Origin of the sequence: Spirosoma flavum, assembly GCF_042686045.1 — a bacterium.
GTDB lineage: Bacteria > Bacteroidota > Bacteroidia > Cytophagales > Spirosomataceae > Spirosoma > Spirosoma flavum.
This window is the reverse complement of record NZ_JBHUOM010000019.1, coordinates 37,212-52,216: the sequence shown is the minus strand read 5'-3', so window position 1 is coordinate 52,216 and position 15,005 is coordinate 37,212. Positions and strand designations below refer to the sequence as shown.

Genomic DNA, 15,005 nt, shown 5'->3' with positions numbered 1-15,005 from the left:
GAATATAAACAAGACACGCTAGCCAAAACGCCGACGCCCGCCGGATAAAGGGCGGGCGTTGATCAGTAATCAATAGATTTTAGACGTACAAATATGGGTTAGTACTGCATCTGGCAGATGGACAAGTTAACGTTCGTCACCGACGCGTTTTGCCCGCTTGGTTTGGCCAAGCATGTAGGGAATGCACACCACAGCCGGACAGGTACACACCGATGGCTCCAATAAGACCGTCATATCCGTGTAACATCCCGAACTGTTGTAAACCCGAATGGTGTAAGCCTGCGTCACTACCGGATTGCTGAGGTTGCTCACCAACACTCCACCCACCGGTATTAGCTGGGCCTTGCCCGATAAGGAAGCCGCTTCGTTGAAGTCTGCTCCTACTGAATATTGGTATCGGTACGCCGAATTATAGCCACTGAGTACAATCCTGCCATCAGCCTGAGCGGTATTGCCCACGCAACTGACGGGGCTGGTCATGGCCTTAAAACTGGGTAGGGTGTCTTCTTCGATAATAAAGGGGCAACAGGAGAAGTCGGGGCAACTGCCTGAGACGTTGTCGACAGCCAAACTGTATGTGCCCGGTTCGGTGATATCGAGCGTGTTGGTCGTTTGCGTAGTCAACTCGACAGACCCGTTGAACCAGCGATAACTACTTCGACCCGCGGGGGCAGTTAGTCGAAATGTGTAAGTATCGCCCGTGCAGACCTTAACGGGAATGGATGTGCAGACCGTAGCTGTATCGCCGGGGATGGTAGCCTTAGTATAAAGAATGCCCGAACTGTCAGCGATGGCCTGGAATGTCAGGCGGAGACTCTGTCCTGAACTGATGGAGGCAATGGACCAGGTGCTGACCAGTGTGCCCTGAGTAAACGTAGTACCGGTGGGAGCAGTAGCGGAGTTTGTAACATAGGTGAGGCCGGTAGCGCTGGAGTCCCGCACGACGACATTGGTGGCGGTAGTGGTACCCACATTACTCAACAGTAGTGTGTAGGTCAACACCTCACCTTTTTGGGCTCTGGATTTATCGACGAGTGCAGTAAGGGTCAATTGGGTACCTGTCGGTTGGTTGCACGAGCCGGGTGCGGTGTAAGTTGTGGTGGTTGAACACTCCGGCAGGCTGGCCGTTACGGTGTGCAAACTCCCATCGGAAGCAACGCCACTAAACACCGCCGTAAAGCTACTCTGATCGCTTGTCGTAACGGTGAAGGTTTGACTTTGAGGACCATCACTCACGGTAAGAATACCAACTGCCGGATTCATCATGGTAACGACGACCGTTGATGAATAGGTATTCGTTGAGGTTATACATAAACCCACAGTGGCCGTTGCGGTTAAGCTACAAACGAGTGCCAAGTCCATAGGCTGTTTCAGAGTAGCTACACTGAATGAGCGGTTCGTGATTTTGTTATAAGCCTGTGCCCCAAGTGACCTCACCGCATACGCTGGAAGGATGAAGTTTACAGGAACGCTGTGATTCGTACCTGCTGTAGTATCTGACAAAAAAAGGAGTGGATTCGCCCGGCTAACACCATTAATTTCGGTGGCTTCCTGTAGGCTCTTTGCGTTACAGTCATTAAAGACCTGACCGCCCAAGCAACCCGAAATTATGCCATTGTTTATAGCGACGGATGACTGAGCGTGTGTAAGCCCCGCCGAAAGAATAAGCAGGACGAACGAAACGATTAGTTTTTGTAGCACATCATTACCAAAATTCGGACAGAATCTACCGGTAATTAGCTGTCCAAAATTTGGTGTCAACTCATCTATATGGAGAAGCCAATCATTTTTTTTTAGAGTAGACACGGGCATACGCTCTTGAGTCATAAATACGTAAATACAACACGCATTAGAGGCTGTCAAAAAACATGCCGATTGTTTAGGTAATACCGGGAAGCGATAATTTATAAGTGGTTTTAGTAGTCATAGTATTCGATAAGTAACTAAGTGCTTATTTATTTATGATAGATAAGGTACCAATCTTATTCATCTATGTAGTTACACCATCTAGCTTGGTTTAGATTTATTTGGGTGACATGCATATGATTTTCTCAACACTGTATTTGAGATGAAGATAATGTGAACTGGTTTATATCCATCTCAAACCCGTACCTTGTAAACCCGACCCGTCGCTAAACATAGACCGGATTTAGGTATGAAAAATGAACAGAATAACACGGTTCCTGAGCGCTTAATGGCAGGAATTACTGACCATACTGATACACTTCTTATCAACGTCTCATCTGAAATCGGTACGCTCCGGCGACTGCTAATTCATAGTCCCGACCGGGGTTTAGGTAAAGTGGTCCCTTCTAAGGCTCAGGACTGGCTTTTCGAAGACATTGTACACCTGGATATGATGCGCCGGGACGAGTACGATTACTACGTCAAGATTCTGCTATACTTCTTAGACCCCGACAAAGTACGGAGTAGGATTGCTGATCTGGGGCCTGATTCTGACCGATCGTTTTTTAAACCAGACCATGCCGATTATTTCAAGTCTGATAGAGTAATTGATATTCAATGCCTGCTTTCCGACATTTTGGCCGATGAGGTTATTCGAACCCGTCTGATTGCGGCAATCTGCGGTATTGAACGAACGTCGTTTCGAACTCAGCAACAATTGAGTCAGTATGAACCGACCGAACTAGCGAAAATTATGATTTCGGGGACGCTGCCCGATTTGACGATGCTCTTCGCGCCATTGCCTAATTTTATTTTTACGCGGGACATTGGTATTGTCATCAACGACCATATTCTGCTCAATAAACCAGCGAAAATGGCCCGTACACGCGAGGCATTACTAGCGCAATATATTTTCTTTAATCACCCACTCTTTATTAATTACCAGGAAAATATACTTGAAATTCCTGATAACGAACATGCCTTTCTGCTACCAGATGCCGATGCAAACCGTGACGTTACGAGATCAACGCTTGAAGGGGGCGATGTGATGATGATTGGCAAACGACACCTGATAATTGGGGTTAGTGAGCGTACTACTTTATACGCGGCTCAGCAGGTAATGCGGTTGGTATTTGACAAGAACGTGGTGGATAAGGTTACGATTCTTCAGATTCCGAAAAAACGGGATTACATGCACATCGACACGGTTTTTACGCAGGTGAAACGCAACGTGTGGGTATTGCTTGGGTCGCTGGCCCGCACGGGTGATGAAGCTAAAAAACGGGACGTCATTCATTTCTTCGCACCAAAGAATGTGTCAGAAGACTTGAAAATCATGCAATTCACCAAAGGGTTAGAACAGAAACCCGTCGAAATTGAGAACCTCGAAGACCTGCTGATCGACATTAGTAAAAATGACCTCGGCACCACTGAACCGGTACAGTTTATCTATTCTGGCAACAATGAGTTTCCGTTTGGTGCACGGGAACAGTGGACGGATTCGTGCAATCTGCTTGCCTTAAAAGACGGCGTTGTGGTGGGTTACGATCGCAATGAAAAAACGGCTGATGCTTTCCGGGCGTCGGGCTTTGAGGTGATCGGAGCTGCAAAATTGCTGGCGCGTTTCGAGCGCGGTGAATCTTCGCCCGAAACCATTGAAAACACATTTATTATGCTGCCGTCAGCCGAACTAAGTCGGGCGCGGGGCGGGTCGCACTGCATGAGCTTACCGCTTTTGCGCGATGAGATATGATAAGTTCGAAAGCCGTAAGTTGATTTCGTGATCTTTCATAGCTGTAAAACGATTTGATGCTTTATTAATCCGGAAGAAGGGTCAAACCTTGGCTGTTTTAGGGTGTGAAACATATCGTGAGAATCGCGCTTAGTTTTTAAAGACCAACTTTACCAAGATTCTATGTCCGTTGCCAATACTATTGCCGAGGGTTTTGACCGGGAGAGTAACCTTGATTTTAATCGATATTTAAATTATTCCTGTACGTCTTCCAGTCAAGCTAAGTCTGGATCATGTTTAGCTTACCATCTGGAATACATTGGATTAGGGAAGTGGAATAGTTCATCAGAGCAATTGACGAATCATCTAAAATGCTTCTTGGACTTATAGGCTCGTTGAACAATTAATGCTTTGGTACTAATTTGCTGTTGTATTGGTGTAGTAGCGTTACTGACCCCTTACAATTTACGCCCTTACAACTATTATTATGCAATCTCAGGCTACGTCCCATATTTTAATGATTCGTCCGGTCAACTTCGGTTTTAATGCCGAAACTGCCGAATCGAACGCGTTTCAGGATAGTAAACTGGCGGCACAAACGAAGGATAGAGCCCAGGAAGGTGCCCGACGGGAGTTCGACGAAATGACACGCCAACTTCAGGCTATCGGTGTGGATGTAATAATCTATGACGACGCTGTTGACCCCTACACACCTGATTCGATCTTTCCCAATAACTGGGTTTCTTTCCACGCTAGCGGAACGGTGGTGCTTTATCCAATGCAAGCCGAAAATCGTCGTCTCGAACGCCGACAGGATATTATTGACGACCTCGCTAAACAGTATCACGTTGCGAAAATCGTTGATCTGACCCACTTTGAAAAGGAAGGTAAATTCCTGGAAGGTACCGGCAGCCTGGTACTTGACCGGATGAATAAGGTTGCCTTTGCCAGTCTGTCGCCCCGAACCCATCCTGATGTGCTGGCCGAATTCAGTCGGCAGACCGGCTACCGAACCGTATCATTCCACTCAGCCGATGCGAGCGGTAAGGCTATTTATCATACCAATGTGCTGATGTGCATTGCTGATACCTTCGCCATTGTCTGCTTGTCTGCTATCAGCGACCCCGACGAACGACTGATGGTACGCCAGGAGTTAGAAAAGCTGAACAAGCGTATAATCGATATTTCGCTGGAGCAAATGGCCAATTTTGCGGGTAATATGCTGATGATTACTACCCGGAAAGGGCAGAAATTGTTGGTGATGTCTACGCGTGCTTTTGAGTCGTTAACACCTAAACAGATTGATCTTTTAGATGATTATGCTACCCTGCTTCACTTCGACTTGTCGGTAATTGAAGGAAACGGCGGTGGCTCTGCCCGTTGCATGATGGCCGAGGTTCACCTGCCGAGGAAATAAGTAGACGGCATAAATACGGTTACGTTTGCGTTTTGTAGCCCACGACTTTAATCGTGGGCTAAATTATTTTTCCTGATGTTGCTTGCACATACAAATATCATTTTATACCTTTGTTGCCATAGTACAGAATGAACATGATGACCGAAGAGAAAACAGTTACCGTAGCCGAGGAAAAGAAATTCGCAACACGATACAGTGCTTGTTTGTTATTCTCAGCTAACGCATTGTCGCGGGCTATTACGGCCATTGGTGATGAGGAATTTGGTCGTTTTGGACTCTGTTATTCCCACGCCTACATGCTTTGTGAAGTAGTAGGACAGCCGGGCATAACACCGTCCGAATTGAGCAAAACCCTTTATTTGACGCCATCGACGATTACTCGCTTGGTTGAAAAACTTGAACAGAAACACTTGGTTCGACGTGAGTCAGAGGGAAAGAAAACGCTGATTTATCCAACAAATGAGGGTGTAGAACTTCAGCCTGAAGTGGCAGAAGCGTGGGATCGTGTGGGAACGCGCTATTCCCAACTAATTGGCGAAACGAACGTTTGCCAATTAACTCAACAGGTATTCAAAGCGGCAAAGGCGCTGGGTGAAGCCTTATAAAAAATTCGTCAAAAAACTTGTTTGCACATACAATAAATTCAACAGCCATGAAAAAGAACGAAGAAACCGTAGGATTAGTGATCGGTAATGCAACCGATACAACAAAAGAAATTTGCCGGTCACTGGCTAAAAATGGTATTTCGGCGATTGTTGTGCAAAAAGAGAGTACTCAGCATGAAGTAGAAGACACGACAGACCATCATCATTGGTCGGGTCAGCCGGGTAAAGACCTGTTTTTTAACGGCTGGAAACTGTTATTCTAATAAAATGAACAGACAGAAGTAATGGCGCTCAACTGTTTGTTATAGACTAACTCATTAAGGCTAAGTTGGTAGTTCTGCTAATACGAATGACTAAGCCAATTTTACCTGGAAATCCCTCCCTTAACACAAATAGCGTACAAAAACGCCGGATCATAGTATGGTCCGGCATTTTTTGTACCTCACAACCAAGGTTGTCGAAAGACGCATCGATACAGTAATAATACCTCATATGGCTTTCGAATACGGACGTACCTGATGTACTTTACCGAAAAGGTCGAAAATTTGGGTTCGGTCGTTGGCATGAATCCACACTATTGACCTTTTTCAATAGCCAAGATCTAATAGCTGTCAAGCTATATTTGTAGGATATAGAAGAAAGTGAATATTACATTCGTTCATGCCTGGAACTTGACGAGAAGACGAATCGATGTAACCTAATCTTTGTCCAAATTGGCATTAGTCAAAACCATCAGACCAAAGTCAAGTTACCTTCTTCAATGAACCCTTTGTAGATTTTGCGGTATTGAACGACTCTAGTAGTGCCAAATAGATTAAAGCGACTCGTTGAACCTCATAAGTGAAGCGTACACCTAGTAAACAAAAGTTAGCATGGAGCAACAGCCTATAAAATCTAATCAGGCTGAACGGGGCCAACAATCAACGCTGGTTGGTATCGTGGTAAATATTGGGCTGGTATTGGTTAAGGGAACCGCTGGGTGGTTTGGTAACTCCTACGCCCTGCTGGCCGACGCAATGGAATCGGCTACTGACATTGTGACGTCGATATTTGTTTGGGTTGGTTTGCGCACAGCCGCGCGTGCCCCCGATCAAAACCACCCCTTCGGTCACGGAAAGGCTGAACCGCTGGCAGCTATCGTCGTGGCGGTGGCCTTAGTTGGCGCGGCTATTTTAATTGCGGTGCAAAGCATTGGAAATATCCGGGTGCCCCATAAGATACCCGCCCCTTTTACGCTGGTAGTGCTGGCGGGTGTGGTCATTGTTAAGGAAGTGCTTTTCCGGCGTGTTACCAAGGTTGGCGCTGAAGTTGACAGTAGCGCGGTTAAAGCCGATGCCTGGCACCACCGCAGCGATGCTATTACATCGCTAACGGCGTTTGTTGGGATTAGCATTGCTTTGATTGGCGGACCGGGTTACGAAAGTGCCGATGATTGGGCAGCCTTGCTGGCCTCTGCTTTCATTATTTACAATGCCTACCACATTTTTCGGCCTTCGTTCGGCGAAATCATGGACGAAACACCGCCTGGTGATTGGCAAGGGGAATTAAGAGCTATTGCGTTAACGGTACCTCAAGTGCGGGGTATCGACAAATACCGAGTGCGCAAAACGGGTTTTGAATACTTCATTGATCTCCATGTGCAGGTACCCGGTGAGCTAACCGTTGGACAGGGACATGCTATTGCCCACGCTGTGAAAGCGGCTGTGTTGCGGGCAAAACCCGCTGTTTATGATGTGCTGGTACACATTGAACCCGCCTAGCGAATAGTAAACAAGCGTTTGATTGACTGGTTAAAAAGTGGGATGTTGCTCGTAGAGAGTCCATTGTTGCCGGGTAGTGGGCTGTTTTGGACTGAGAATAACGCCTGAATTGATTTCGCCAGAACTGTCTGCCGGAGTCAAGTATAGATCCGAATTGGCTAACTTAATTAGATAGGTATGATTTGCGATGGGAACAAATTCCCACTGCTGGTCCAGCTGGTTAGGGTGAATGGGTTGTTGAGCAACTTTTTCGCCAATAGTGGCAGACCCCGTAGCTGGTTGCAGTGTTTTGCTGGTAAATAGGTTTTTCAACTGGTAGGCGTTGCCACTCAGATGGTGGAAATCCCAGGTCATACATTTCCAGTTGGTTGGGGTGTAGAGCACAATAGGGGTTCCGTCCTGTTTTTGGGCATCTTTAACCCGCAGAAGCATACCCGTCTGAACGTTTTTAATGGCGTAGGTACCTTGTATGGCTTGCCCCTGAGTAGTCTGGCCCGACGTACTCTGACCAGATAGCATTAACGCCAGACCAAGCCAGTAATAAAGTAGTTTCTTCATGCCAGTAAGTTAATTTAGGTGTTGACTACTAACTAATTAACAAAACAATTTACTGAAATTATCATCCTTTAACTACAAATTAAGTATTGTTGATTAGTGCGCCAATGTTTTCGCAGCTTTATAACTTGTAGTTAAGCTCGGCCAAACCGAAGGGTGGAAATGGCCATCCTGCTCAACTAGGGCGTGGGTTAAGCCTGCTTGCTTGGCATGGTCAAAAAGTCGTTTGTAGTCGATATTACCTTTCCCAACTTCGGTATTAGCGGTAGGGTCATGCTTGTCCATATCCTTGACATGCCATAGAGGAAAGCGACCGGGATACTTCTGAATATAGGCCACCGGATCTTTTTTCATGCGGGCAAACCAATAGATCTCCAGCTCCATAACCATAAGTTTTGGGTCAATCTGTTTCAGGAATAGGTCGTAGGGCATGACACCATCGAACGTCTCAAAATCATAGCCGTGATTGTGGTACCCAAATTGTACCCCGTGTTTGCGGCATAATTCGCCCAGGCGGGTGTACTCATCAACGGCCCGCTTGCTGCTTTCCAGATCGGTAAGTTTGTTGAAGGGGACAATCATATATTTCAGGCCTACTTCGGCTGCCTGAGTGATAGAGGCTTCGGGCGTCTGGCTGAAATTAAAGTGACTGGCGAATAAATTCATGCCCAGATCGCGGGCTATTTTAGTGAATTCAGCGGGCTTCAACCCGAAATAAATGCCCTTATCACCTTGGTAAGATTCAAGTTCGGTATAACCAATGGCAGCGAGTTGTTTGAGCGTACCAACGGGGTCCTGATTCATCAGGTCACGCACGGTATAAAGTTGAATACCAATGGGTTTGTTGGTAGCTGCCCAGGCCGGTTCAACTGCCAGCAAGGTTGCCATTGATCCTGTTGTTAAAAGAAAGTCTCTGCGGGTAATCATTGGGTATAACGAAAAGGGGGGATGAGCGTACTTAATTGAGCTGTCAACCAAAGTACGTTTAATGAGTATTTCTACCCCTTTGCGAAAGATTCTAAAAGGATATTTACTTATTTGGTCGTCCATTGAGATTGACCAACGACTAGTCGTGTATCAGCTAATTCAGCAGCAAGTTTTAACCCTATTGCCTGATTGGCTGTCATTCGCTCACAACGCGTAGCATTTGCTTAGTGGCTAATAAATCTTTATGTTATCCACAAATCGGTTTGACGTTATCTCATTACTATCTCAACTTCTGGACTGATGCTGATTTCAGTGCAGTCGTGACAAAGTCTTCGTTTATTAATTTTCCTTGCTATGCTCACCTCTTCTGGCCGTCCGTTATGTATAGTGGGTAACGTTGTCGATTCTCAAGGTCGCCAATCAGTAAAGACAATTCTTGTTCAAAACGGCCAGATCACTACTGTTCAAAACGGCAAGTTACCGCTCTCATTACCGAACGTGATTTTGCTAGAACTAGCTGATAATGAGGTTGTCTTTCCTGGTTTGATAAATTTACATGTTCATTCGGAATACAATATTTTTCCACTCTGGCAAAGCCCGGCAGTTTGGAGTAACCGCTTTCAATGGCGTAATAATGAGCAATACCTTCGGGAGATAAAAAGCTTCAAGGACTTTTTGGATACGAACTGGAAACAGGATTCCTTCGACTTTGTGAAGCCTATTCTTCAATCCCTCGCCACCGAAAAACACCTGGTTCTAACAAACCTTTCCTTGCCTGTCGCCATGCGGGAAGTGCAAAAAATGTATGGCGTTGTCACAGAACTACAAGCGGTTGCCGGTGGTACTACGCTTAGTCAGCAGACAATGAAATTAGAGGCTGATGCCAACCTTCCTACATTTATTGTCCGTAACACCGGCGATCCCCATGACTTAGGCATTCCCTTAACAAAAAAAGTTTTTTCGGTGGTCGATTTTGTCAGACCGGGACCGAATTTCGATGCACCGGGTAACCCCGATCATGCGCACGATGACACGACGGACTGGCCCATGATGCGTCATCCCAGCTTTGCAGATTTTCTGAGTTCGGTTCAACAAGATAATAATCGCTATTACGCGACTATTGCTCATTTGGCTGAAGGTAGGGCTGGCTACCTCCAACAAGGAAAACCTGATGGATTTAGCCGCCGGGAGTTTATTGAATTCCGACGAGTTCTAGATCAGGTACCGGATAGAACAGCGCTCAAAAGAGCTAATCTAACCCTCACCCATGCCTGTGGACTAGATTATTCGGATGCCTCTACACTCGATTTCCTGCGTGACAATCACATCAGCATCGTTTGGTCGCCGGTGTCTAATCTGCTTTTATACGGGGATACCATTCCCGTAAAAAGACTTCTCGATCACGGCATTAATGTGTGTCTGGGGTCCGATTGGGCACCTAGCGGTAGTAAGCACGTGTGGGATGAGCTTAAGTTTGCCCGTCATTTTTGTGATGTACTGTCATTGGATGTCAGTAACGCTCACCTGCTGGCCATGATTACGCAGAATCCGGCCACTGCTTTAGGGCAGATAAAGGCGGGTAGAATTGAGCCCGGCTATAACGGCGATTTCTTTATCCTGCGTAAAGCGTCTGCTAATCAATCAGCTTTAGACGCTCTATTGACTCAGGACGATAGTGCCGTCCGTTGCACCATCGTAAACGGTCGGGTGGTATACGGTGATGAAGACCTTTTTGCGAATACATTAGCCGTTGATTACCAACGCTTACCACTTAGTGAAGGGAAGGCCGCGGCTTCGAAAGTCGTTAGTATTAATGCGGCCCTCAATTTCAACTTGACAATGGCGTTATTACAGGTTAATTCCCTGATGCTGCGTTACACGACCGAAGCGTTAGACCAATCCCAACTTCGACGAAGCCGTTTGCTTTCCTCTGATGATTACCTCTACCAAAATCGCATAAAGTTATTGAAGACCACTTTGGCTGAACTGATTAAACATTAAAAGAAAACAAGCTTCCTACGTATTCTTACGACGAAATCACTGAAAATCACTACGAATAGTTGATCGTTACCAGAGTATGAAGAAATTTAGTTCGAATAAGATACTCGTATAGTCTATACCGTTACTTGTATCTAATTCCCGGCGCTACGCATTCCCCAGACGGGTCGATAAAGGGTGGATTGACAGCTACAAGGCTGCGTTTAATGAAGGCTGGAGCAAGTACCGCCAGCGGGTACTGGCAAACCAAGAAAAGCTGGGACTTGTCCCACAAAACATTACTCTACATTCCCTGCTTTGACCGGATAAAAGCCTGTGATTCGCTGTCTGCCGATGAGAAGAAACTAGTGGCATGCTGACAGCAGAGACAAGCTAGAATCGGATGATAAGTAAAAATTAAGGTGCTAGTAGAGCTATTGCTGACTGGACTTTATGGGCCGTTTTATCCAGTATAAATAAGGCGGCCAAATCGTGAACTAAGTTGCTAAACTTCATGTATTAGTGAAACAAGGTCTTAGCGGAATTTACCAAAATTTTAGGGATCTTTTGTAAGCCATTAGATTACCTGTATCAGAGGAATAGTTAATAACCGTCGCTGACATAAAATCAGTGCTGGGCAGACTGAATACTACTAAAACAGACTAACAGCCGGAGAAGAACGTTTCTCTTATGTCAGCGGACTTTAGTAAAACAGAATTTGGCTAACCGTACAAAAAGCGTTATTTTAGCCATTAATTAGTGAGAAACACTAGTATTCCAATAAACTCTATATCATTCAACAACATTCATTCTGTAACCCACTCAATGGCTAAGGCAGCTGGGGCACCCTTCGAACAGAAAAGCCCTGTCAATAGGCTGAATATTCGTAACATAAACTACACCTTTGATCAGGCTGAAACAGCCAATGAAGCCTTCGATCAGGCCGTTAAACAGGTGCTGCGCGATTGGATTGAGCAGGGTACTGTTTCGACTAAAAATCTGGATGATCCAGGAGACACAGAGGAGTTTGTTGAACATGGCGCCCTGCGCAGTTTTTTCAAACATCGGGAAGATGCTTTCGAGCGTTTACTCCAACAGGAACACATTGCCCGCCACCTGCTTCGACCCATCGACGAAGTCTATTTTCAGACGGATGCCTATGAACCGTTACTGGCCAAATTTGAGAAGCGTATCTATAATATAGCCGCTCAACGGGAGCAGTTGGAAGTGCCCTTTCGCTACAGCCCTCTCAGCCGACAGGGAGCTCATGGCGACACACTTCACCAAATTGACTCGAACGGTAATTTGCCCCACGAAGATATCGGGGCTTATTTCGGCACCCGCCGTAGCGACAGCACGGCTTTGGCAATTCTATCTCATCAACTACGTTGGGAAGCGATGTCACCTTCTGGGTTACCTATTCAGGTCATCACCGAAGGCTACATGGATGATTCGCTACGGCGAGTCAGATCTATAACCGAGCAGTTGGGTGAGCAGGGGAATAACCAGCCCCATTGTTTTGTTATTCAACGACGCCATGCAGCCGACGACCGGCACCTGGGTGCAGCCCTGTTGATCATGGACCCCCAAATGTCTACTCTACCGCAACGCATTATTTTTTGCGATACCCTGCGGTTAGGTCAGCAACCACCCTGGTGGGACAAGTTTAAGGCGAAGGTAGATGCTACTTTCCCTCAACCTGAGGGCTCTGCACTGGCTTCGGACAAACTTGAAGATGGCGGGGTAAAACTTCAGCGCTTGCATGATGGTGTGCCTGTGCGTCACCAGGACATTGACTGTGCGTTCTACACGGCATCGATGGGCCGTGCGCTGATTCAGTTGGTAAAGGCAGATGCCGACCTGGTGTTGTATGGCACGATCGAAGCGATTGTGGAACAAATGACGGAACGGATGCCTGAATACTATGAACAGCCTAACCAACCCAAAGAGCCAGCCGAGGTACGTGAGGTCAATGTAGTTCGCCGGTGGAACACGGGTTGGCAGGCTTTGAAAAACATGATGCAAACTCGGCTGACAGGCTTGGTCGCTCAACTCTCGGTAACCAGCGATCAACCAATGGAGTATTCCTAACTCTGTTTAGTCAATACTAATAGGCCAGATACCAAGCCGTTGATTATGGTATCATTTACCTAGTACAATACCGGTAACCCAGCCTTGAAATTGTAGAGAACGTCTGGGTTATCAAAGGCTTGGAAGTAAGTGTGATTTTACTAAAAAAGACCCGCCATCGCGGGTCTTTTTTAGTTCTACTGACCGGGTAAAATGGAAACAAAAATGGCGACGCCCAACCGGTCACCGCCATTTTGAAAACCCACTCTATGAGAAATATTTTCGCCTAACGGCCGCCTAGTGGAAATATATAACCAAGTGTCGGCTGAATGAATATTGTTTTGGAGTCTGTGTTAAAGCCACTTTCTGTATTGCCTAATGAGTACAATCCCCGCACTTCAACAGTAACATGTCCTGGTCCGGCTTTCAGGGCTGCTCCAACACCCAAAGCCGCGCCAAAACCAAAGCGTCCTTTGAGTCCATTAAGCGATTCTTTCTGGCCATCTATGCTGGTACTAAGGACATAAGATGCATATGGACCTACGTTTACGAAGAATCGGCTACCAGCATAGGTACCTGACGATATCTTCAGGAACAAAGGCACTTCGAGCAAATCTACAGATTCAGTATACTTATTGAGTCCAAAATCAGTATTTTTGGTACTGTACCGGGTGTAATTGACTTCTGGCTGAAAGGAGACGGTTCCTCCCCCGAAGTTGAACGTTAGCCCTCCTACAAAACCAACGGCGGGATCGACACTAGCTAGTTTCTCCGTAAAAAGAGGATATGTAATGCCCCCCCGAACACCAATTCGAACACCAGAGCTATTGCTTTCCGACGAAATTCGCTGTGGCTGGCTGGCGGTTTCAGTTGATTGAACAGGGGTAGGAGTGTTGGCTTGTCGGGGTGATTCAGGGCGGACAGGGGTAGATGCAGATATCGCTGGCTTTTTGGTAATACCATGATACTCATCGTAGAGGTCCTGCTGGCGGTTTGTACTCGTTGAGGTTACAGTTGTAGTAGTAGGATTCGTGATTGATGTTGTTGAGTTCGTTGACGGTTGACTTTGGGCTACTGACAGCCCAACAGATATAAGTGTAAAGGTCAGAAAAGAATAAAGCGATTTCATTGGGTACTTAGTTGTAAATTGATTGTGTAAGATTAGTCGCTAATCTACTAAATTCTATGACAGCACTTAGGAAACGGTCAATCAGTTTGAGCATACGGTTTATTTTCGCAAACATTTTGTCTTAAAGTGAAGTAAATAGACTAGTAAACCAGTATATATGAAAACGGAACACCAGCGCACTGCCCTCATTACGGGTGCCAATAAAGGAATCGGTAAAGAAATTGCCTGGCAATTAGCCAAACGCGGGTTTGCCGTATTTATCGGTTCTCGCGACATAGCTAAAGGACGGGAAACATCGGAAGAAATCTGTCAGGCCGGTTACGAATCTACATTTATCGAGCTTGATGTAACAGACCCGGTTAGCATACGAATGGCTTGTGGTACCTTTTCGCAAAAAGCCGATCATCTGGATATATTGGTTAATAATGCGGGCGTTTTGGAAGATCACGGCGAAAATATTCTCAATCTGAACACCGAAATGCTGGACCGAACGCTAAAAGCTAATGTGACTGGGCCAATTCTGGTGATTCAGGATTTTCTACAACACTTACGAAAAAGCCGACTTGGTGGCCGGATCATCAACGTATCGAGCGGGGCCGGTTCGTTGACCGGAATGAGTACCTATGCACCCGCCTACAGCATTTCGAAAACGGCTTTAAACGCCGTGACTAAGCAATTTGCCGGTGCCTTAAAAGATCAGAATATCGCCGTTAATTGTGTGGATCCGGGTTGGGTACGCACCGATATGGGCGGTCCCAGCGCCAGCCGATCTGTTGAGAAGGGAGCTGAAACAATCGTTTGGCTAGCTGCCGACGTGCCCCAGTCCGAAACCGGGAAGTTCTGGCACGATAAGCAGGAAGTAGAGTGGTGAACGTCTTCTGGTGTGCAGTTTATAGGTGATTGACATCCTTAAACTGCATACCAGAAT

General features: G+C 46.3%; 13 protein-coding genes and 1 pseudogene. 10 read left to right on the top strand and 4 right to left on the bottom strand.

Annotated features, from left to right (window positions below; genetic code table 11):
* Positions 1-126 precede the first annotated feature (126 nt).
* Positions 127-1,827: a DUF11 domain-containing protein gene (locus tag ACFS25_RS17295; RefSeq protein ID WP_381503568.1), complete on the bottom strand. Its 1,701-nt coding sequence runs from the start codon at positions 1,825-1,827 to the stop codon at positions 127-129.
* Between the two features lie 367 nt (positions 1,828-2,194).
* Between ACFS25_RS17295 and ACFS25_RS17290 the strand changes: the two genes are divergently transcribed.
* The 6 genes and pseudogenes from ACFS25_RS17290 (at position 2,195) to ACFS25_RS17265 (ending at position 7,419) form a co-directional block, all read left to right on the top strand.
* Entirely contained in the window at positions 2,195-3,658 is a 1,464-nt protein-coding gene (locus ACFS25_RS17290; protein ID WP_381504558.1) for an arginine deiminase family protein, read from the top strand.
* A 138-nt stretch (positions 3,659-3,796) separates the two neighbouring features.
* Positions 3,797-4,027: pseudogene (locus tag ACFS25_RS17285) on the top strand (four helix bundle protein); the annotation flags it as partial.
* Between the two features lie 97 nt (positions 4,028-4,124).
* Positions 4,125-5,054, top strand: coding sequence for a citrulline utilization hydrolase CtlX (gene ctlX, locus ACFS25_RS17280; RefSeq protein WP_381503566.1), 930 nt, complete (start codon positions 4,125-4,127; stop codon positions 5,052-5,054).
* A gap of 137 nt (positions 5,055-5,191) precedes the next feature.
* Positions 5,192-5,659: a MarR family winged helix-turn-helix transcriptional regulator gene (locus ACFS25_RS17275; protein WP_381504555.1), complete on the top strand. Its 468-nt coding sequence runs from the start codon at positions 5,192-5,194 to the stop codon at positions 5,657-5,659.
* Between the two features lie 47 nt (positions 5,660-5,706).
* On the top strand, positions 5,707-5,922 hold the full coding sequence (locus ACFS25_RS17270) for a hypothetical protein (protein ID WP_381503564.1): 216 nt from the start codon (positions 5,707-5,709) through the stop codon (positions 5,920-5,922).
* A 609-nt stretch (positions 5,923-6,531) separates the two neighbouring features.
* Positions 6,532-7,419 carry a cation diffusion facilitator family transporter gene (locus tag ACFS25_RS17265; RefSeq protein WP_381503562.1) on the top strand — a complete coding sequence of 296 codons (888 nt, stop codon included), beginning with the start codon at positions 6,532-6,534 and terminating at the stop codon, positions 7,417-7,419.
* A 30-nt stretch (positions 7,420-7,449) separates the two neighbouring features.
* On the opposite strand, the gene ACFS25_RS17260 is transcribed toward ACFS25_RS17265, so the two are convergent.
* Together ACFS25_RS17260 and ACFS25_RS17255 are read right to left on the bottom strand one after the other, a co-directional pair.
* Positions 7,450-7,977, bottom strand: a complete 528-nt coding sequence (locus ACFS25_RS17260) for an RICIN domain-containing protein (RefSeq protein WP_381503561.1) — start codon at positions 7,975-7,977, stop codon at positions 7,450-7,452.
* 93 nt (positions 7,978-8,070) lie between these two features.
* Complete coding sequence (locus ACFS25_RS17255; RefSeq protein WP_381503559.1) at positions 8,071-8,901, bottom strand: sugar phosphate isomerase/epimerase family protein; 831 nt, start codon at positions 8,899-8,901, stop codon at positions 8,071-8,073.
* A gap of 61 nt (positions 8,902-8,962) precedes the next feature.
* Here ACFS25_RS17255 and ACFS25_RS17250 point away from each other — a divergent pair, with 61 nt between their 5' ends.
* The 3 genes from ACFS25_RS17250 to ACFS25_RS17240 all read left to right on the top strand — a co-directional run bounded on the left by ACFS25_RS17250 (position 8,963) and on the right by ACFS25_RS17240 (position 12,969).
* Positions 8,963-9,118 (top strand): hypothetical protein, encoded by a 156-nt coding sequence (locus ACFS25_RS17250; protein WP_381503557.1) that lies wholly within the window; start codon positions 8,963-8,965, stop codon positions 9,116-9,118.
* Positions 9,119-9,255: 137 nt separating this feature from the next.
* Complete coding sequence (locus ACFS25_RS17245) at positions 9,256-10,902, top strand: amidohydrolase family protein (RefSeq protein WP_381503556.1); 1,647 nt, start codon at positions 9,256-9,258, stop codon at positions 10,900-10,902.
* Between the two features lie 801 nt (positions 10,903-11,703).
* A complete protein-coding gene (locus ACFS25_RS17240) occupies positions 11,704-12,969 on the top strand; it encodes a hypothetical protein (protein WP_381503555.1) in 1,266 nt (421 codons plus the stop codon).
* A 265-nt stretch (positions 12,970-13,234) separates the two neighbouring features.
* Here the strand turns inward: ACFS25_RS17240 and ACFS25_RS17235 are convergent, their stop codons facing one another.
* Positions 13,235-14,077, bottom strand: coding sequence for a porin family protein (locus tag ACFS25_RS17235; RefSeq protein WP_381503553.1), 843 nt, complete (start codon positions 14,075-14,077; stop codon positions 13,235-13,237).
* A gap of 157 nt (positions 14,078-14,234) precedes the next feature.
* Here ACFS25_RS17235 and ACFS25_RS17230 point away from each other — a divergent pair, with 157 nt between their 5' ends.
* Positions 14,235-14,948, top strand: a complete 714-nt coding sequence (locus ACFS25_RS17230) for an SDR family oxidoreductase (RefSeq protein ID WP_381503551.1) — start codon at positions 14,235-14,237, stop codon at positions 14,946-14,948.
* The last annotated feature ends 57 nt before the right edge of the window (positions 14,949-15,005 follow it).